This is a genomic window from Agrobacterium sp. V1 (assembly GCF_030518355.1).
GTDB classification, from domain to species: domain Bacteria; phylum Pseudomonadota; class Alphaproteobacteria; order Rhizobiales; family Rhizobiaceae; genus Agrobacterium; species Agrobacterium cucumeris.
Map to the genome: position 1 here is coordinate 2,431,270 of NZ_JAULSF010000001.1, position 18,084 is coordinate 2,449,353.

An 18,084-nucleotide genomic window follows, 5' to 3' on the forward strand; every position below is an offset into this window, starting at 1 on the left:
CCTTTTCAGGGACAATTCCAGAAATGCCAGATCCGTGGGTAATACCGATTTCGGCAAGGCGGCCAAATCCGATGCAGGTGCTGGCTTCGAGGAGACGGTGAAGCGCATCGATTTCACCCGCCTCAGCCCGCGCGAATTGCGCGAAATCGCTCAGGAATATTATGATGCGGGGAAAATCGGCCACGATACCTGGCTTGAGCTTTCCTCTGAACTGCCGGTGCAGACACTGAACGCCAATGGCGAGGTAATCGACATATCCAACGTGACCGATGATACGGATTTCGACTTCCTGTCGTATTTTTCCGACCGGGCCGAAATCGCCAGCTCCATCGGCACGACGGATGAGGCGCAAAAAATGCAGGACATCCTGTCTTTCTTTGCTTTGGTGTAACGATCTTCGACTATCTTGCCGAGCATATAACAACCGAACAGACACATACTTTACTCGATTTTCGACAATATGATTTGTGTACCATTGATTATCGCCCGGAATTTAGTAAGGCTGACTTACCAAAAGGCGAAACATGGGCACGAAACGCGAAAAAGATTCATTGGCATTTTTGCTGAACAGCGGCGCACGTCTGCTGAACAGTGCATTTGAGCGCCGCATTTCCGAGGCTGGCCTTGGCCTGACCCCCGGCGAGGCGAGAGCATTGCTGACGGTTGCCGTGGTTGATGGCAGCAAACAATCGGACATCGCCGCCCGCCTCGGCATTGAGCCCATGACGATCTGCGCCTATCTCGACAAGCTGCAATCCCTTGACCTCATCGAGCGCCAGCAGGACCCGCAGGACAGACGTTCCAAGCGCATCGTGTTGACGAAAACCTCCGCCGACATGCTTGAAGCGGTGCGGCAGGAAATCGACCAGCTGGTCCGTCACGCCACCCAGGGCCTGAACGAGGAAGAAGTGGCACTTTTCCGCAGCTTCCTGCAGACACTTCGCAACAATCTGCAGCCGGAACAGCCGAGCCAGAACAGCTGATCGCAATGTCGCCAGAAACAATCATGTCCAGAAAGCGCACGGCAATACTCGGTGCGTTACTGACGGCGCTGGCGCCCATTTCCATGGCGATCTACACACCCGCCATGCCGGAACTGACACGGGTTTTTGCCACCACCGAACCCGCCGTCAAACTCAGCCTGTCGCTCTATTTTGCCGGTTTCGCCGTCGCCCAGTTGATCGCCGGACCGGCATCCGACGCTTTTGGACGGCGAAAGGCCAGTCTGGTCTTTCTTTCAATCTTTCTCGGCGGCGGGCTGCTTGCGGTTTTTGCGCCGACAATTGAAGTCCTGCTCTTCGCACGATTGGTACAGGGGGTAGGTGCCTCCGTCGGAATGACAGTGGCGCGCGCCGTGGTGCGCGACCAGTTCACTGGCGCTGATGCCTCCAGCATCATGAATCTCATCGGCATCATGCTGGCTGTCGGCCCGGCAATGGGACCGACGATTGGCGGGTTATCGCTTGCAGCCTTCGGTTGGCAGTCGGTGTTTTTCCTCATGGCCGGTCTCGGGGCCATCGCCATCTTTTCCGTCGTGGCTTTTCTGCGAGAAACGACAGTCCCGGACAAAAACCTGATCCGCCCCCGCCGTCTCCTGTCTGCCTATGGCACATTGCTGACCCAGCCACGTTTTCTGTTTGCCGCACTCGTGCTCGGCAGTTCCATCGGCGCTCTTTATGCGCAGGCCACGATGCTGACCTTCATTCTCATCAATGAAGTCGGCATGACCCCTACCGCCTTCGGCGTCGGCATGCTGATGCAGACCGGCGCTTATTTCTTTGGCTCCATCACCCTGCGTTATATCGCGCCGCGACTGGGTGACCGCCGCTCCGTCATCCTCGGCCTCTGTTTTTCGGGAACAGGTGGCCTTCTCATTTTCCTGTCGGTCTTCCTGATACCGCCATCCTTCCTCTCGATCATGGGGCCCGTGGCAGTCGCGACAATCGGCATTGCGTTGTTGACCCCCTCGATGGTGACGGCGGCCCTTGCCCCCTTCCCGCATATTGCCGGTTCGGCCTCGGCGATGATGGGCTTCGTTCAGATGGGGTCGGGATTTGCGGGCGGTGCTGCGGCCTCACTCATCGGCTCCCCGCTGACCGGCTTTGGCATTATCATCCCGATAATGGAATTCACAGCAATTGCCAGCTACATCGGCTTTCGCATCGTCTCCAAAAGACATTCATGAAAAAACCCGCCGGCGTCACCGCCAGCGGGTTCCTTTATTATCACGTCAGCAAGATTACTTGCTGAGATTACGCTTGGCGAGCGTGCGAAGACGCAGCGCATTGAGCTTGATGAAACCAGCGGCATCCTTCTGGTCGTAAGCGCCGTGGTCGTCTTCGAAGGTCACCAGCGCGTCGGAATAGAGCGACTTTTCGCTCTCGCGGCCGGTTACCATGACATTGCCCTTGTAGAGCTTCAGCGTCACTTCGCCTTCCACATGCTCCTGGCTCTTGTCGATCAGGGCCTGAAGCATTTCACGCTCCGGCGAGAACCAGAAGCCGTAATAGATGAGTTCAGCGTAACGCGGCATCAGATCGTCCTTGAGATGCGCTGCACCCCGGTCGAGCGTGATGGATTCGATGGCACGATGTGCGGCAAGCAGGATCGTGCCGCCGGGCGTTTCATAAACGCCGCGCGACTTCATGCCGACGAAACGGTTCTCGACCAGATCAAGACGGCCGATGCCGTTTTCCCGACCATAATTGTTGAGCGTGGCGAGAAGCGTCGCGGGCGACATTTCAACACCATTGATGGAGCAGGCGTCGCCCTTGCGGAAGCCGACCTTGATGACGGTTGCCTTGTCGGGCGCCGCTTCCGGGGAAATGGTGCGCATGTGCACATATTCCGGCGCTTCCCGTGCCGGGTCTTCCAAGACCTTGCCCTCGGAAGAGGAGTGCAGCAGGTTGGCGTCAACCGAGAAAGGTGCTTCGCCCTTCTTGTCCTTGGCGACCGGGATCTGGTTCTGTTCGGCGAATTCCAGAAGGTCGGTACGGCTCTTGAACGCCCAGTCGCGCCAGGGCGCGATGATCTTGATGTCAGGGTTCAGCGCATAGGCCGAAAGCTCGAAGCGGACCTGGTCGTTGCCCTTGCCGGTCGCGCCATGGGCAATGGCGTCGGCACCGGTCTTTTTGGCGATCTCGATCAGGTGCTTGGAAATCAGCGGACGGGCAATCGAGGTGCCGAGCAGGTAGACGCCTTCATAAACGGCGTTGGCGCGGAACATCGGGAACACGAAGTCACGCACGAATTCTTCGCGGACGTCCTCGATGAAGATTTCCTTGATGCCCAGCATCTCGGCCTTCTTGCGCGCCGGCTCAAGCTCTTCGCCCTGGCCGAGATCGGCAGTGAAGGTCACGACTTCAGCGCCGAGTTCCGTCTGAAGCCATTTCAGGATGATCGAGGTGTCGAGACCGCCGGAATAGGCGAGAACGACTTTCTTAACGTCTTTCGGAAGTGCCATAATGATGTCCATCTGCATGATGACGGCATCCGCGTACCGCCATTTCCTTGGGATTTCGGCACTTTTACAGTGCAACCCGAAATGTGTGAAGCGCTTTTCCGTGAGATAAGCGACAAAACAATTGATGGAGGCGTCTGGCGACGGGTGATGACCGGCCGCGCCGACGGGAACGAAGCGATTGTCACATGCATTTAGAAAATTCGCGCTTTATCATGAAGCGGCGCGATCGACTTGAAGACCGTGAATGAAGCCACTCAGGTTCAGGCAACGTTGCAAACCGCTGGAAACAGCAGAAACGACGCGAAGGAGAAACCTATGACGACCATCCACCCTGCATTCAAGGAAGATAATGTCGCTGTCATAACAGGTGCGGCATCCGGCATCGGACTTGCCGCCGCCCGTAAATTTGCGAGTTTCGGCATGAGTGTCGTGCTCGTCGATCTCGACGGTGAAAAGCTCGCCGCAGCGCATGCGGATATTCTGACCGTCGCCAGGGACGGCGAAGCGCAGATCGTCGCCATCCCGACCGACGTATCGAAACTCGATGAACTGGAGGCGCTGGAACGCGCCGTGATCCAGCGTTTCGGACGCGTCCACGTCCTCATGAACAATGCCGGCATCCAGCCCGGCAGCGCCATTTTCGGACCACAGGCCAATTGGGAAAAAGTCATCAATGTCAATCTGATGGGCGTTGTGAACGGCAGCCGCGTCTTCGGCCAGGGCATGGTTGCCCATGGCGAGGCGGCACTCATCATCAATACCGGCTCTAAACAGGGCATCACCACGCCGCCCGGCGATCCCGCCTACAACGTCTCCAAGTCAGGCGTCAAAACCTTCACGGAAGCGCTTCAGCACGAATTGCGCAATATTCCTGACGGCGCGGTTTCTGCCCATCTGCTAATTCCCGGTTTCGTCTTCACCGGCCTGACCGCCAATGGCAGGACGGAAAAGCCGCAGGGCGCATGGACCGGCGAGCAGACCGTCGATTTCATGATCGAGAGCATCAGCCGGGGCGATTTCTACATTCTCTGCCCGGACGGCGAAGTAGACCGCCCGACGGATGAGAAGCGCATTCTCTGGGCGGCCCAGGATATCGTCCAGAACCGCCCACCGCTGTCGCGCTGGCACACGGAATATTCCGCAGCCTTCACCAGCTTCCTCAAGAACTGAATAATCAGCCGCCGCACTTTGAACGGTGTGGCGGCTCCCCACAGTCACATTGGGCAACGCGGCTCAAAAACATTGGCAGAAACGCGAAATCGCGTTAAGCAACGGCATCATTTGCCGCTTTCATGGGTGCCGCGATGGATTTCGTTCCAAGCCTGCCAACACTTGTTGCCTTCACCATTGCCATTCTGCTTCTGGCGGTGACGCCGGGGCCAGACATGACGCTCTGGATCAGCCGCTCGTTGCGTGAAGGCCGGGCGGCGGGCTTCATGACGCTGGTCGGAACCAATATCGGCATCACCGTGCATACGATGCTGGTCGCCTTCGGTGTCGCCGCCCTCATCGTCGCCTCGCCGACAGCCTTCATGATCCTGAAAACCGGCGGCGCCGCCTATCTGGTCTGGCTCGCCATTCAGGCGATCCGTAAAGGCTCGGATTTCGTGATGGTGAAGACCAATGGAGAAAAGCCGCAATCCTCGCTCAGATCGGCCTTGCTGAACGGCATATGGGTCAATCTGCTGAACCCCAAGGTCATCATCTTCTTCATGACCTTCCTGCCGCAATTCGTCAGCGCCTCCGACCCACACGTCACCGGCAAGCTGATCTTCCTCGGCATCTGGTCCATCATCGTGGCGCTGCCGATCGGTATCGGCATCGTTGTCGCCGCCGATGTCCTGTCCGCCTGGCTGCAACGCAACCGGAAGGTTCTGCGTGGACTGGATTACACGATCGCCGGCGTCTTTTCGCTTTTCGCCGTCAAGATTATCTTCACCCAGACGCGCTGAGCACAAATAAAAAGGCACCGGAAGGCGCCTTTAAGAATGATCAGCCGATCAAAAGCTCGTCGTCATCCAGCTTCTGGCCGCGTATCTTGCGGAACATGTCGATCAGATCTTCGACTTCAAGATCCTTGCGGCTGTCACCGGACACGTCGAGTACGATTTCACCGGCATGCAGCATGATCGTGCGGGTGCCATAATCCAGCGCCTGGCGCATGGAATGGGTGACCATCAGAGTCGTCAGCTTGCGCTCCGATACCACCTTGCGGGTCAATTCCATCACGAATTCCGCCATGCCCGGATCGAGCGCTGCCGTATGTTCGTCAAGCAGCAGCACATCCGAGCCGGAAAGCGTCGCCATGACAAGCGACACTGCCTGTCTCTGTCCGCCGGACAACAGGTCCATGCGATCCTTCAGTCGGTTTTCGAGACCGAGATTGAGCGAGGCGATACGTTCTCTAAAGAAATCCCGCCTGCCTCGTCCAAGCGCCGACAACAACCCGCGGCGCTCTCCGCGCGACGCCGCCAGCGCCAGATTTTCTTCGATGGTGAGTGCGCCGCAGCTACCCGCGAGTGGATCCTGAAACACGCGTGCCACCCGACCGGCCCGGCTGGCGGTCGGCTTGCGGGTAACGTCGGCACCACCAATCACCACTTTGCCCGCCGTCGGCAGTACGTCGCCGGCCAAGACACCGAGAAGCGTGGATTTGCCGGCGCCATTGGAACCGATGACGGTGACAAAGGAACCATCTTCGATGGTGAGATCGATCTTGGCCAGCGCCTGCTTTTGCAGTGGCGTGCCACGTCCGAAGACGACCTGGATGTCGGAAAGGGAAATCACGATGTTGCTCCCCCACGGCGCAGTCGGGGCAGGATCAATGCGATGGCCACCAATACCGCCGTTACGAAATTGAGGTCGGATGCCTTGAGACCCAGCACATCGCTCGACAAGGCAAGCTGGATGGCGAGACGATAGGCAATCGAGCCGAAAACACAGCCGATGAGCGCTATCAGAATGCCGCGCGCACCGAACAGCGTCTCGCCGATGATGACGGCGGCAAGTCCGACGACGATGGTGCCGACACCCGAGGTCACATCGGCAAAGCCATTGGTCTGCGCGAACAATGCGCCGCCAAGGGCGACCAGCGCATTCGAAAGCGCCATGCCGAGATAGATCTGGTTGCCGGTCTTCACGCCCTGCGCCCGCGCCATCCGCGCATTGGCCCCTGTCGCCCGCATTGCGAGGCCCGCATCGCTTTCAAGAAAACGCCAGACGAGGATGACCGCGATCAGCACCAGTGCGCCGACGAAAAGCGGCCGCACCAGATATTCGGAAAGGCCCAAGCCGTAAAACGGCGATATCATCGTATCCTGATTGAGCAGCGCCACATTCGGCTTTCCCATCACCCGCAGATTGACGGAAAACAGCGCGATCATCGTCAGGATCGAAGCAAGCAGGTTGAGGATTTTGAAACGCACGTTGAGCGTTGCGGTGACCATGCCCGCGGCGGCACCGGCAACCATCGCAACCGCCGTCGCGACCCAGGCATTCAGACCGGCGATGATCAGCACGGCAGCAACAGCAGCGCCGAGCGGAAACGAACCGTCCACGGTCAGGTCAGGAAAATCAAGCACCCGGAAAGCGAGATAGACGCCGATCGCCACGAAAGCGAAGACCAGTCCCAGCTCCACGGCACCCCAGAAGGCGATTTGGCTCACGGTAATGTCCTTGTTATTGCCGCCATCAGGCGGATACGGGCACCGTCTCGTGCCACGTAAAACGGGCGGCGAAATACCGCCGCCCGTAATTCAGTCTGGTTTCGGTTCAGTCGATGACCTTGGTGGCGCGCTTCGTCACGCTTTCGGGGAAGGTGACGCCAACTTTTTCGGCAACCTTCTTGTTGATGACGAGATCGGTGCCGACAGCCACGGTTGCCGGAATTTCACCGGGCTTTTCACCCTTGAGGATGCGGACAACAACGGCGCCGGTCTGTTTGCCAACGTCGAAATAGTTGAAGCCGAGGGCCGCAACCGCACCACGCGCGACGGAATCCGTATCAGCAGCGTAAAGCGGGATCTTGGCTTCGCTTGCAACACCGGCTGCCGCCTCGAAAGCGGAAACGATCGTGTTGTCGGTCGGAACGTAGATCACGTCGGCCTTGCCGACCAGAGCACGGGTTGCGCCCTGGACTTCCGCCGACTTGGTGGCGACGGATTCGACAACCTTCAGGCCCGCCTTTTCGGCCTCGGCCTTCAGCAGGGCGAGCGTCGAGGCGGAATTGGCTTCGGCGGAGTTGTAGATGAAGCCGATGGACTTGGCGTTCGGCGAAATTTCCTTGATGAGCGCCAGATGCTCGCCAACCGGCAGCATGTCGGAAAGGCCGGTCACATTGCCACCGGGCTTTTCCATGCTCTTGATGAGCTGTGCGCCAACCGGATCGGAGACGGCCGTGAAGACAACCGGAATGTCGCGCGTGGCCGCAACGACGGCTTGAGCCGACGGCGTGGAAATCGGCACGATGACGTTGGGCGCGTCGCCGACGAACTGGCGGGCGATCTGCGCTGCGGTGCCGGGATTGCCCTGCGCGGACTCGTAAAGGAACTTGAGGTTTTCGCCTTCCTTGTAACCTGCTTCGGCAAGGGCCGCCTTGACGCCATCACGGGCAGCGTCAAGTGCCGGATGTTCGACGATGGCGGTGACGGCAACGGTGACGTTTTCAGCCTTGGCCGGCAGAACGATGGCGCTCGCAGCAGCGAGAGCCAGAATGAATGCGCGCATGGATATCCTCCTGTTGGTTCCCTGTTTTCGTCTTTCTAGGAACAAGACAGACCGAAATCAATCGGAGAACCGCCGGAAAACCAGCTTTATGGCGCAAATGCGGCTGATTCAGTCATCCGCGCCGTGATTGGCGATCATCATCGCCTCGAAAGCCAGCCTTTCGGTCTTGCGCATGCGTTCCGATTCCGACTTCAACTGGCCGCAGGCGGCGAGAATATCGCGGCCGCGCGGGGTGCGGATCGGCGAGGCATAACCCGCCTGATTGATGAAATCGGCGAATTTTTCGATCTGCGCCCATTCGGAGCACTGGTAGTTCGTGCCCGGCCACGGATTGAACGGAATGAGGTTGATCTTAGCCGGAACGCCCTTCAGCAGCTGCACCAGCATCTTGGCATCTTCCAGGCTGTCGTTCACATCCTTCAGCATCACATATTCGAAGGTGATGCGGCGGGCATTGGAAAGACCCGGATAGTTGCGGCAGGCCTCGATCAGTTCCTTCAGCGGATATTTCTTGTTGATCGGCACCAGCATGTCACGCAGATCGTCGCGCACCGCATGCAGTGAAATCGCCAGCATCACGCCAATCTCGTCACCGGTACGGAAGATTTCCGGCACGACGCCTGAGGTGGAGAGCGTTACGCGGCGCTTGGAGAGCGACAGGCCGTCACCATCGGTCGCGATCAGAAGCGCGGTCTTCACGTGCTCGAAATTATAGAGCGGCTCGCCCATGCCCATCATCACGATGTTGGACACCTTGCGGCCTTCGCTCGGCACATAAGCGCCAACCGGTGTCGAACCATCCGGAAAATCGCCGAGCCGGTCACGCGCCAGCAGCAGCTGGGCAAGAATTTCCTCGGCCGTCAGGTTGCGCACCAGACGCTGGGTGCCGGTGTGACAGAAGGAACAGGTCAGCGAGCAGCCAACCTGGCTAGAAATGCACAACGTGCCGCGCCCTTCCTCCGGAATATAGACCGTTTCAATCTCAACGGGACGGCCGGCACCGCGCGGCGGAAAGCGCATCAGCCATTTGCGGGTGCCATCATTGGAGATCTGCTCCTCGACGATTTCCGGACGGGCGATGGTGAAGGCCGCCTTCAGCTTCTCGCGAAGCTCCTTGGCGACATTGGTCATGTTGTCGAAATCCGAGACGCCGCGCACATAAAGCCAGTTCCACAACTGGCTGACGCGCATCTTCACCTGCTTCTGCGGCACGCCGATCTCGGCCAGCGCCTCGCCCATTTCCTCACGCGTCAGGCCGATCAGCGACGGCTTGCCGGACATGAGATCGCTATTGGCGATCAGCGGGGTTTTGACTGCCAGGCCGGCAGTGGCTTGCATTACGGACATCACGCTATCCCATCATTCCATGCATCGCACGACCGGCCTGTCGGATAGGCGGAAAATCGTCTGCATGTCGAGAAAATCAAAGGCGGAGCACTTTTCGCGCATCCGCCTGTCAATGTTGCCGCGCCTTTAGCATCAAACAAGCAAAAACGCAAATGGCCGGTCGATGACCGGCCATTATCAAACGCGGTAAAGCGTCAGGATTACTTGCAGCTCTCGATCTGCTTGAGAGCAGCCGAAATGCCCGAGAGCGAATAGGAATAGGACGTCGCGGTGCCACGGCCGGAAACCGCCTTGACCGTCATCGACTTGCCGCCCTTCATGGCAGCCACGAGAGCGGGCTCTTCGGCAGCGTTTTCAACCCAGGCAGCCTTGTCCTTGGTGAACATGACGAAGTTCTTGTTGTCGATCGTCACATTAACCTTGGAACCCTGCTTCAGCGGATAACCCACCATGGCCTGCGGCTCATAGGAAATGTTCTGGCCGGGACGCTGCGACACGATGAAGAAGATATCGCCGTGATCGACGCTTGCCGGTTCCTTGGCGGTCGGAATGGAAAGAACGTAGCAGACGGTGCTGTTGCCCGATTTGTACGAATAGGCACCCCAAGCATTGAACTGCTGGATGCGCGTGGGCGACTGTGCAGATGCTACGCCGACGCTGGTCAGCAAAATGGCCGCTGCGGTTGCTACACTTCTTACAAACATAGAATTTCCTGCCGGGTTATTGTCTTCCATTAGCCCGAAGCAGCGGCGGGCTCCATTTTCTGGATCGGCCACGTTCAGGTGCGGATCGTCTTTTCTCATTGTGGTCGGGAAGCGGTTACCAAACCGTCAACAACACGCATAAAATGCCTAAAACGTCTTGCGGTGTTACAGATTGGCGACTCCCCGCACCCTGGAGGAAGGGCGCGGAACGACCTTCCTTCATGTGTATGACACACAAATTCAGGCAAGAATTTGTCGCCCGCCAGGCTGCACCGGGCGGGCACATCACAGAGGCGTTACCCGGCTTCCTGCTGTCTCTTCAGCATGGCATCCGCCGCATCGTAATGCTCCATCTTGATATGGGCGCGGATCATGGCGAGCGCGGCGGTGATGACCGCGATATCATCGGTAAAACCGACAACCGCCAGCATATCCGGCACGGCATCGATGGGCATGATGAAATAGGCGAGCGCAGCGAGAATAATGCCCTTGGCACGCAACGGCGTGTCGCGATCAATCGCGCAATAATAGGCCGCCGCCGCGTCACGCGCGAACGGCACCTTGGTCATCACCCGCTTCAGCTTGGGCCAGAATTTGGCGCGCACGACATTTTCGCGCTCCTGCTGCCTGTCGGTTTCACCCGGCAGAAGAATTTCACCGATTTTCACATCATCCATGATCGACGGTCCTCCGGTCACGGCTATTATATGGGAGTTAACGTCCGCCGTTCAATTCCCCCGGCCTGCCGCTGCCTTCTGCATGGCCTCGGCCAGAAGAAAATCCCGCTCGGTTACACCCTGTGAATCATGGGTTGTGAGGCAGACTTTCACGCGTGAGTAGACATTGGACCATTCCGGGTGATGATTGAGCCTTTCCGCCGCAAGAGCCGATTCAGCCATGAAACCGAAGGCCTCCGCAAAACTGGAAAACTTGAAGGACCGGACGATCGCCGCCCCATCCTCTCGCAGGGCCCAGCCTTCGAGCTTGGACAATGCCTGCCGGATGGCTTCCGGTTCAACTCTGGGATATTTCATCAATCTTGCCTCCGCTTGATACCCATTAACGCCTCAACGACCGGATCGACGCATATTCCATGAAACATATAGCTGTTCTTTTTGTCTGCATGGGCAATATCTGCCGCTCACCACTTGCCGAAGGCGTTTTGGCAAACCTTGCCGATAGAGACGGTGTATCCCGCCAACTTACGATCGACTCCGCCGGCACCGGCGGCTGGCATGCCGGCAATGCCCCGGATCGCCGATCCATCGCGATAGCCCGCAAGCATGGCATTGATATTTCAGGGCAGCGCGCGCGGCAGGTCAGTCAGGCCGATTTCGAAAACTTCGATCTCATCCTTGCAATGGATACGAGCAATCTGGCGAAACTGCTTCAAAAGGCGCCGGAAAACCGCAGGCACAAAATCCACCTGTTTCTGGATTACGCTTCGGGACGCCACGAGAGCGTCCCGGATCCCTATTTCGGTGGTGAAGACGGATTTCTGACCGTCTACAACATGCTTTTAGCGGGATGCAGCTCGTTGCTCGAAAAGATGGAGCTGGACCGCGCTTCGTGAAGCGGAAACGCCTCTTCCACGACATAAGGGCCACCACCCACCGATTCCTTCGACGACATCAGCACGAAACGTCCGACCGTGAAGGGCGACGTGCGGAAATTGCCGCGTCCGGAAAGGTAATGCACCACATCATCCAGACGGGATGAGCGCAGCCGCGCCAGCGTCACATGCGGCATGAATTTGCGGGGATCAGGCGGGAGACCGATCCTTTGACAAATTCTCTCGACTTCGGCCTGCAACGCATGCATTTCCGGTGAGGGAGAAACCCCGGCCCAGATGGAATGCGGTTTCTTGGAACCGAAGGAACCCATACCGGTGAGGTTGAGCTGGAACTCCGGTCTTTCGATCCGATCCAGCCTGTCGACAACCTCATCGGCGGTTCGCCCGTCGATATCACCGATAAAACGCAGGGTTATGTGATAATTCTCCACATCGATCCACCGGGCTCCCGGCAGACCACCGCGCAACAATGAGAGGCTCATAGCCGCATTGCGCGGAATTTCGAGGGCGGTAAACAGTCTCGGCATGGCGAGCTCCCCGAATCTCTTGGCAGAACAAGCATAGCGAATCACGCAATGCAGACGGGCGCAAGTGCTTATTTTTTTTGCGCACCGATTGTCTTGATGAAGCTTTCAACAGCCGGCAAAGATTTCTCCACCATCATTGCCACACCTTTCGTATTGGGGTGCATCTTGTCATCCAGCTTCAGCGCATCATCCGTCACCACACCTTCCAGAAAGAAGGGATAAAGCGGCAGGTTGTATTTTTCCGCAAGCTTTGGAAAAATCGGATTGAACCGCGTGGCGTAGTCGTCACCCATGTTCGGCGGCGCCATAATACCGACCAGCAGCACCGCTATATTGCGTTTCTGAAAACCGGAAATGATGGCATCGAGGTTCTTTTCTGTCTGTTCCGGGGCAATACCACGCAGTGCATCATTGGCGCCAAGTTCCAGAATGACCCCGTCCGTACCATCTGGCACAGACCATTCCGCCCGCGATAAACCGCCAGAGGAGGTATCACCGGACACGCCGGCATTGGCGACGACGGCATTGACGCCCTTCGCCTTTAATGCAGCTTCAAGCTGTGCGGTATAGCTGTCGGTGGGCGGCAACTGATACCCAGCCATGAGGCTGTCACCGAGGCCGACGAGTTGCAATGTCCGTTCCTGGGCCGAGGCCACAGAGGCAGAAAAGGCGGCTGCGAAAATGACAATGAAGTGAAACAGGGCAGCTTTAAATCTCATCACGGCTTTCCTAACTTGGCCTAACTTGGTTCCCTTTGTCTGAAATACCGACCGCATCGACACCGCCAGACCATTTTCATCACCCTATATAGGAACGAGAATTGTGACGAAAAGCATCATAGAGCTGAAGAAAGCCGACCTCACGCTCGGCAACGCCGCCGCCTCCGTTCACGTTCTCAAGGCCATCGATCTTTCGATCGGTGAAGGTGAAGCGGTCGGCATCGTCGGCCCTTCCGGCTCGGGGAAATCAACGCTGCTGATGGTGCTTGCCGGTCTCGAGCGGCTGGACAGCGGTGAAATCGTCATTGCGAATACGCAACTGCACAGGCTCGGCGAAGATGCGCTGGCGGATTTTCGCGGCAAGAATATCGGCATCGTTTTCCAGTCCTTCCACCTCATCGCCAATATGACGGCGTTGGAAAACGTCGCCGTTCCGCTGGAACTGGCCAATACCCCCAATCCCTTCGAAATCGCCAAACGCGAACTGGTCGCCGTCGGTCTCGGTGAACGCCTCAACCACTATCCCGGCCAGCTCTCAGGCGGCGAGCAACAGCGTGTGGCCATCGCCCGCGCGCTTGCCCCCTCACCGGCCGTGCTGATCGCCGATGAACCAACTGGCAATCTCGATACAGATACCGGCAAGCAGATCGCCGATCTTCTTTTTGCCAAACAGGCCGAACGCGGCATGACCATGGTCCTCGTTACCCATGATCCGTCGCTCGCCGCCCGCTGCTCGCGACAGATCAAGGTGCGCTCCGGTGAGATTGAGGGCGACAGCGCCCGCCCCCAGATGGCGCGGGCGGTATCGGCATGATCGGATCCCTTCTTCCGTCTTTCGCCAATATCAGAAATGCCGCAAGACTCGCACGGCGCGAAATTCGCGGCGGGTTGAGCGGCTTCTACATTTTCCTCGCCTGTATCGCGCTGGGAACCGGCGCCATCGCCGCCGTTAATTCCGTGTCACGCGCGGTCACCAGCGCCATTGCCACCGAAGGCCAGTCGATTCTTGCCGGCGACGTGCGTTTCGAACTGCGCAACAGGGAGGCAACACAGGAGGAACGGGCCTATCTGGATGGCCTTGGCACGGTTGCTGTTTCCACCGGGCTTCGCTCCATGGCCCGCCTTGCCGATGGTTCCGAACAGACGCTGACGGAAGTGAAGGCTATCGACGGCACCTATCCGCTCTATGGAACCTTCGTGGCTGATCCCAACCGGCCGCTGGATGAACTTCTGGCCGGCAATGGCGACACCTATGGCGCGATTGCCGCACCGCTGCTGCTGGAACGGCTCGGCATCAAGATCGGTGACGAAGTCCTGCTTGGTAACGTAAAGCTGAAACTGACGGGCACGGTGGTCGATGAGCCGGATGCACTCTCCGACGGTTTCGGTTTCGCGCCACGGCTGATGATCAGCCGCGACGCCCTCTTCGCCTCCGGTCTCGTTCAGACCGGCAGCCTCGTCGAACACGCCTACAAGATCAAGCTGAACGATCCTGCAGCGCGGGCAACGATGACCGATGCGGCCAACAAGGCCTTTCCCAATGCCGGTTGGTCCATTCGCACCAGTGATCGGGCAGCGCCGTCACTCACCGAAAACGTCAACCGCTTCTCGCAGTTCCTGACATTGGTGGGCCTCACCGCCCTCATCGTCGGTGGCGTCGGTGTCGCCAACGCTGTTCGCGCCTTCCTCGATTCCAAACGCACCACGATCGCCTCGCTGAAATGCCTGGGCGCGCCGGCCTCCGTGGTCACCATGACCTATCTCTTCCAGATCGCCTTCATTGCCGCCGTTGGTATCGTCATCGGTCTTGTTGTTGGCGCCATCGCACCTTTGATTGCCATGCGGTTTCTGGAAGGTGTGCTGCCCGTGCCGGAAGAACTTGCCTTCTATCCCGGTGCGCTCGGCCTCGCCGCTTTGTTTGGCCTCCTGACGACGTTTGCTTTCGCTATCGTGCCGCTCGGCCAGGCGCGTGAGGTTCCGGCAACGGCACTTTTCCGCGAACAGGGTTTCGAGGAGGGCAGCTGGCCGTCCTGGCCCTATCTGGCCGCCACGGGCCTGTTGCTGGCAGCGCTGGCCGCCCTTGCCATCTTCTCAGCGGAAGACCGTTTCATCGCCTCGGTTTTCCTCGCCGCCATCGCTTTTGCCTTCGTGGTGCTGCGGCTGGTGGCATCCGGCGTCAAGGCCATCGCCAAACGCAGCCCGCGCGTTCATTCCGCCGCCCTTCGTCTGGCGATCGGTAATATTCACCGGCCGGGAGCGCTCACGCCTTCGGTCGTTCTTTCACTTGGCCTTGGCCTGACCCTGCTCGTGACCCTGACGCTGATCGACGGCAATCTGCGCCGCGAACTGACCGACAGCCTGCCGGAACGCGCACCGAATTTCTTTTTCGTGGATATTCAGGGCAGCGAGGTGCAAGGCTTCCGTGATCTGCTGAAACGGGAAGCACCACAAGGCACGCTGACCGAGGTGCCGATGCTGCGCGGCCGCATTCTGGCGCTCAACGGTCAAGATGTGACGAAGATGGAAGTGCCGCCATCCGGTCGCTGGTTGTTGCGTGGCGATCGCGGCATAACCTATTCCGAAAACATGCCGGAAAACGCGAAGCTCACGGAAGGCGCATGGTGGGGGCCGGACTATAGCGGTGAACCGCTGGTCTCCTTCGCGGCAAAAGAAGCACAGGAACTCGGCCTCAAGATCGGCGACACGGTAACCGTCAACGTCCTCGGCCGCAGTATCACGGCAAAGATCGCCAATCTGCGTAATGTCGAATGGGAATCCCTGTCGATCAATTTCGTCATGGTCTTTTCGCCGAATACATTCCGCGGCGCACCCCATGCCTGGCTGGCGACACTTACCGATCCTTCCGCTTCCGCAAGCGACGAAGGCCGGATATTGCGTTCTGTTACCAACACCTACCCGACAATCACAAGCGTGCGCGTGAAGGACGCTCTCGATGTCGTCAACCGGCTGGTCGGCCAGCTCGCCACCGCCATCCGCGCTGCAGCAGCCGTCGCACTCATTGCCTCTGTTCTGGTTCTCGCCGGCGCACTTGCCGCCGGAAACCGTGCCCGCACCCATGATGCGGTGATCCTGAAAACGCTGGGTGGCACGCGAAACCTGCTGATCCGCGCGTTCTCCTACGAATATATGATGCTCGGTCTCGCCACCGCCGTGTTCGCGCTTTTCGCCGGTGGCGTCTCCGCATGGTTCGTGATCGCCCGTATCATGAAGTTGCCCTCCAGTTTCCTGCCGGATGTGGCGATAGGGACCCTCGTTGTCGCCCTCGTCATGACTGTTGGCATAGGCCTCATCGGCACCTGGCGCATTCTCGGCCAGAAGGCGGCGCCGGTTCTGCGGCAGGCGGGAGAATGATCATCGGTTGTGCCCCGCTTAACTTTAGCGATTAATTCTTTGTAATGATCGCCAAAACGTGAGCGCTTTTCGCGCATATGGTGTCTTTTCGACTGCAAAAGGCCTTGTATCGGACACGTTCTGCCATCATATTCTTGGGCAGGCTTGCTGAAGCTCCGCAGCGGCGCCCGGGAGGTATCCCGACACCGTAGCAATTACGGAGCTCAAAAGAGGAAACAATGGCTGACTTCAATAACTACCAGAACCGCATGGCGCAGACCCGTGCACAGACTGGTGCGATGATCGATGAAGGTCTCCGCGCCTATATGCTGAAGGTTTACAACCTGATGGCGCTGGCTCTGGTCATCACTGGCGTTGCGGCTTTCGCAACCTACTCATTCGCTGCGTCCAACCCTGCCTTCCAGCAGCTGCTTTATGCATCTCCGCTGCGCTGGGTCATCATGCTCGCACCGCTGGCACTGGTTTTCTTCCTTAGCTTCCGTATTCAGAACATGAGCGTTTCCGCCGCGCAGACGACCTTCTGGGTCTATGCCGCGCTGATGGGCGTGTCGCTGTCGTCGATCTTCATCGTCTTCACCGGCCAGAGCATCGTTCAGACGTTCTTCGTGACCGCTGCTTCGTTCGGCGCGCTCTCGCTTTACGGTTACACGACGAAAAAGAACCTTTCGGGTCTCGGTTCGTTCCTGATCATGGGTCTGTTCGGCCTGATCATCGCGTCCATCGTCAACATCTTCCTTGCATCCTCCGCGCTGCAGTTCGCGATCTCCGCGATCGGCGTGCTGATCTTCGCAGGCCTGACCGCCTACGACACGCAGAAGATCAAGGAAATGTACTTTGATGGTGACGACGTTGCCGTTGCTGGCCGCAAGGCTATCATGGGCGCGCTGACGCTCTACCTCGACTTCATCAACCTCTTCACCTTCCTGCTGCAGTTCATGGGTAACCGCGACGACTAAGGTTGAGAGTTCAACAGACGACAGATGAAAGGCGGCCCCACGGCCGCCTTTTTATTTGTGAGCATTCGTAACTGATAATCGCTCTTCCGCCGGTCGCATCCACCAAGCGGGCTATCTCTTCCAGAAGCTCATTCGATCAGTTTCAGAACCTTGTCGAAAACCCTGAGAACCTGCGGCAGCTCATGGCCACGCTTGAGAATGCGGCCATCGGTATTGACCACACAATAAGCGCCCTGCTTCGCCGCCAGCTTGGGGTTCTTCTCAATCCGGTAGAGCGGCATTTCGCCTGAGCGTTTAAAGACGGAAAACACCGCCTTCTCCTTCAGGTGGTCAATGGCATAATCGCGCCATTCCCCCTCTCCCACCATGCGGCCATAGATGCGCAGAATCGCATCCAGCTCACGCCGATGAAAGGTGACCGGCAAAGGGTCCTTGTCTTTTCTGTATTCGCGGAGATCGACAACGGTGGAATTATCGCGTGAAGCGGTCTGCACCTGCTGCACATCCGGTTGATCGGTCATCCAATACCTCCGATTCCACCCAAGTCGTCTCATCAATGTGAGCCTGTGAAAGCGAAATTGCAAGCCTTGCGAGACGCTTGTGCACCGGTGCAGACGTCGCTGGATGGACCTCAACATCTTTCAGCCGGCTATAGAACGGGAAGAAGGTAACCCTGAAAAATTGCCGCCCAACGATGC

20 protein-coding genes are annotated in these 18,084 nt (G+C 58.3%); 9 read left to right on the forward strand and 11 right to left on the reverse strand.

Annotated elements, in window-relative coordinates; translation table 11 throughout:
• Positions 1 to 34: 34 nt before the first annotated feature.
• The 3 genes from QSV77_RS11755 to QSV77_RS11765 all read left to right on the forward strand — a co-directional run bounded on the left by QSV77_RS11755 (position 35) and on the right by QSV77_RS11765 (position 2,185).
• Positions 35 to 391 carry a hypothetical protein gene (locus QSV77_RS11755; protein ID WP_302733607.1) on the forward strand — a complete coding sequence of 119 codons (357 nt, stop codon included), beginning with the start codon at positions 35 to 37 and terminating at the stop codon, positions 389 to 391.
• 133 nt (positions 392 to 524) lie between these two features.
• Positions 525 to 983: a MarR family winged helix-turn-helix transcriptional regulator gene (locus tag QSV77_RS11760; RefSeq protein ID WP_046799562.1), complete on the forward strand. Its 459-nt coding sequence runs from the start codon at positions 525 to 527 to the stop codon at positions 981 to 983.
• A gap of 5 nt (positions 984 to 988) precedes the next feature.
• Positions 989 to 2,185 (forward strand): multidrug effflux MFS transporter, encoded by a 1,197-nt coding sequence (locus tag QSV77_RS11765; protein ID WP_302733608.1) that lies wholly within the window; start codon positions 989 to 991, stop codon positions 2,183 to 2,185.
• A gap of 54 nt (positions 2,186 to 2,239) precedes the next feature.
• On the opposite strand, the gene QSV77_RS11770 is transcribed toward QSV77_RS11765, so the two are convergent.
• Entirely contained in the window at positions 2,240 to 3,463 is a 1,224-nt protein-coding gene (locus QSV77_RS11770) for an argininosuccinate synthase (RefSeq protein ID WP_046799755.1), read from the reverse strand.
• Between the two features lie 315 nt (positions 3,464 to 3,778).
• Here QSV77_RS11770 and QSV77_RS11775 point away from each other — a divergent pair, with 315 nt between their 5' ends.
• On the forward strand, positions 3,779 to 4,633 hold the full coding sequence (locus QSV77_RS11775; protein WP_302733609.1) for an SDR family NAD(P)-dependent oxidoreductase: 855 nt from the start codon (positions 3,779 to 3,781) through the stop codon (positions 4,631 to 4,633).
• 134 nt (positions 4,634 to 4,767) lie between these two features.
• A complete protein-coding gene (locus QSV77_RS11780; RefSeq protein WP_302733610.1) occupies positions 4,768 to 5,415 on the forward strand; it encodes a LysE family translocator in 648 nt (215 codons plus the stop codon).
• Positions 5,416 to 5,455: 40 nt separating this feature from the next.
• Here the strand turns inward: QSV77_RS11780 and QSV77_RS11785 are convergent, their stop codons facing one another.
• The 7 genes from QSV77_RS11785 to QSV77_RS11815 form a co-directional block, all read right to left on the reverse strand.
• The gene (locus QSV77_RS11785; protein ID WP_142842270.1) at positions 5,456 to 6,250 is read right to left on the reverse strand and encodes an ABC transporter ATP-binding protein; all 795 of its coding nucleotides are present in this window, start codon (positions 6,248 to 6,250) and stop codon (positions 5,456 to 5,458) included.
• The gene (locus QSV77_RS11790) at positions 6,247 to 7,128 is read right to left on the reverse strand and encodes an ABC transporter permease (RefSeq protein WP_080827112.1); all 882 of its coding nucleotides are present in this window, start codon (positions 7,126 to 7,128) and stop codon (positions 6,247 to 6,249) included. Before QSV77_RS11790 ends, QSV77_RS11785 begins: the two co-directional genes overlap by 4 nt.
• A 106-nt stretch (positions 7,129 to 7,234) precedes the next feature.
• Positions 7,235 to 8,188 carry an ABC transporter substrate-binding protein gene (locus QSV77_RS11795; protein ID WP_142842269.1) on the reverse strand — a complete coding sequence of 318 codons (954 nt, stop codon included), beginning with the start codon at positions 8,186 to 8,188 and terminating at the stop codon, positions 7,235 to 7,237.
• Between the two features lie 108 nt (positions 8,189 to 8,296).
• Positions 8,297 to 9,469: a 23S rRNA (adenine(2503)-C(2))-methyltransferase RlmN gene (gene rlmN / locus QSV77_RS11800; RefSeq protein ID WP_077998729.1), complete on the reverse strand. Its 1,173-nt coding sequence runs from the start codon at positions 9,467 to 9,469 to the stop codon at positions 8,297 to 8,299.
• Positions 9,470 to 9,735: 266 nt separating this feature from the next.
• Positions 9,736 to 10,239 (reverse strand): invasion associated locus B family protein, encoded by a 504-nt coding sequence (locus QSV77_RS11805; RefSeq protein WP_003523183.1) that lies wholly within the window; start codon positions 10,237 to 10,239, stop codon positions 9,736 to 9,738.
• Positions 10,240 to 10,535: 296 nt separating this feature from the next.
• Positions 10,536 to 10,916: a YkvA family protein gene (locus QSV77_RS11810; protein WP_142842268.1), complete on the reverse strand. Its 381-nt coding sequence runs from the start codon at positions 10,914 to 10,916 to the stop codon at positions 10,536 to 10,538.
• Between the two features lie 51 nt (positions 10,917 to 10,967).
• Entirely contained in the window at positions 10,968 to 11,273 is a 306-nt protein-coding gene (locus QSV77_RS11815; RefSeq protein ID WP_046799568.1) for a 4a-hydroxytetrahydrobiopterin dehydratase, read from the reverse strand.
• Positions 11,274 to 11,332: 59 nt separating this feature from the next.
• Between QSV77_RS11815 and QSV77_RS11820 the strand changes: the two genes are divergently transcribed.
• Positions 11,333 to 11,812, forward strand: a complete 480-nt coding sequence (locus tag QSV77_RS11820) for a low molecular weight protein-tyrosine-phosphatase (protein WP_302733612.1) — start codon at positions 11,333 to 11,335, stop codon at positions 11,810 to 11,812.
• Here the strand turns inward: QSV77_RS11820 and thpR are convergent.
• Both thpR and QSV77_RS11830 read right to left on the reverse strand, forming a co-directional pair.
• Positions 11,746 to 12,339, reverse strand: a complete 594-nt coding sequence (gene thpR, locus QSV77_RS11825; RefSeq protein ID WP_052818732.1) for an RNA 2',3'-cyclic phosphodiesterase — start codon at positions 12,337 to 12,339, stop codon at positions 11,746 to 11,748. The genes QSV77_RS11820 and thpR overlap by 67 nt on opposite strands.
• Before the next feature lie 68 nt (positions 12,340 to 12,407).
• Positions 12,408 to 13,058, reverse strand: coding sequence for an arylesterase (locus QSV77_RS11830; protein ID WP_302733930.1), 651 nt, complete (start codon positions 13,056 to 13,058; stop codon positions 12,408 to 12,410).
• A gap of 103 nt (positions 13,059 to 13,161) precedes the next feature.
• Here QSV77_RS11830 and QSV77_RS11835 point away from each other — a divergent pair, with 103 nt between their 5' ends.
• The 3 genes from QSV77_RS11835 to QSV77_RS11845 all read left to right on the forward strand — a co-directional run bounded on the left by QSV77_RS11835 (position 13,162) and on the right by QSV77_RS11845 (position 17,386).
• Complete coding sequence (locus QSV77_RS11835) at positions 13,162 to 13,872, forward strand: ABC transporter ATP-binding protein (RefSeq protein WP_302733613.1); 711 nt, start codon at positions 13,162 to 13,164, stop codon at positions 13,870 to 13,872.
• Positions 13,869 to 16,430: an ABC transporter permease gene (locus tag QSV77_RS11840; protein ID WP_302733614.1), complete on the forward strand. Its 2,562-nt coding sequence runs from the start codon at positions 13,869 to 13,871 to the stop codon at positions 16,428 to 16,430. Before QSV77_RS11835 ends, QSV77_RS11840 begins: the two co-directional genes overlap by 4 nt.
• Before the next feature lie 218 nt (positions 16,431 to 16,648).
• Entirely contained in the window at positions 16,649 to 17,386 is a 738-nt protein-coding gene (locus QSV77_RS11845) for a Bax inhibitor-1/YccA family protein (RefSeq protein WP_046799573.1), read from the forward strand.
• Positions 17,387 to 17,514: 128 nt separating this feature from the next.
• Here QSV77_RS11845 and QSV77_RS11850 read toward each other — a convergent pair whose 3' ends face one another.
• Entirely contained in the window at positions 17,515 to 17,907 is a 393-nt protein-coding gene (locus QSV77_RS11850) for a DUF2794 domain-containing protein (RefSeq protein WP_142842262.1), read from the reverse strand.
• Positions 17,908 to 18,084: the final 177 nt, after the last annotated feature.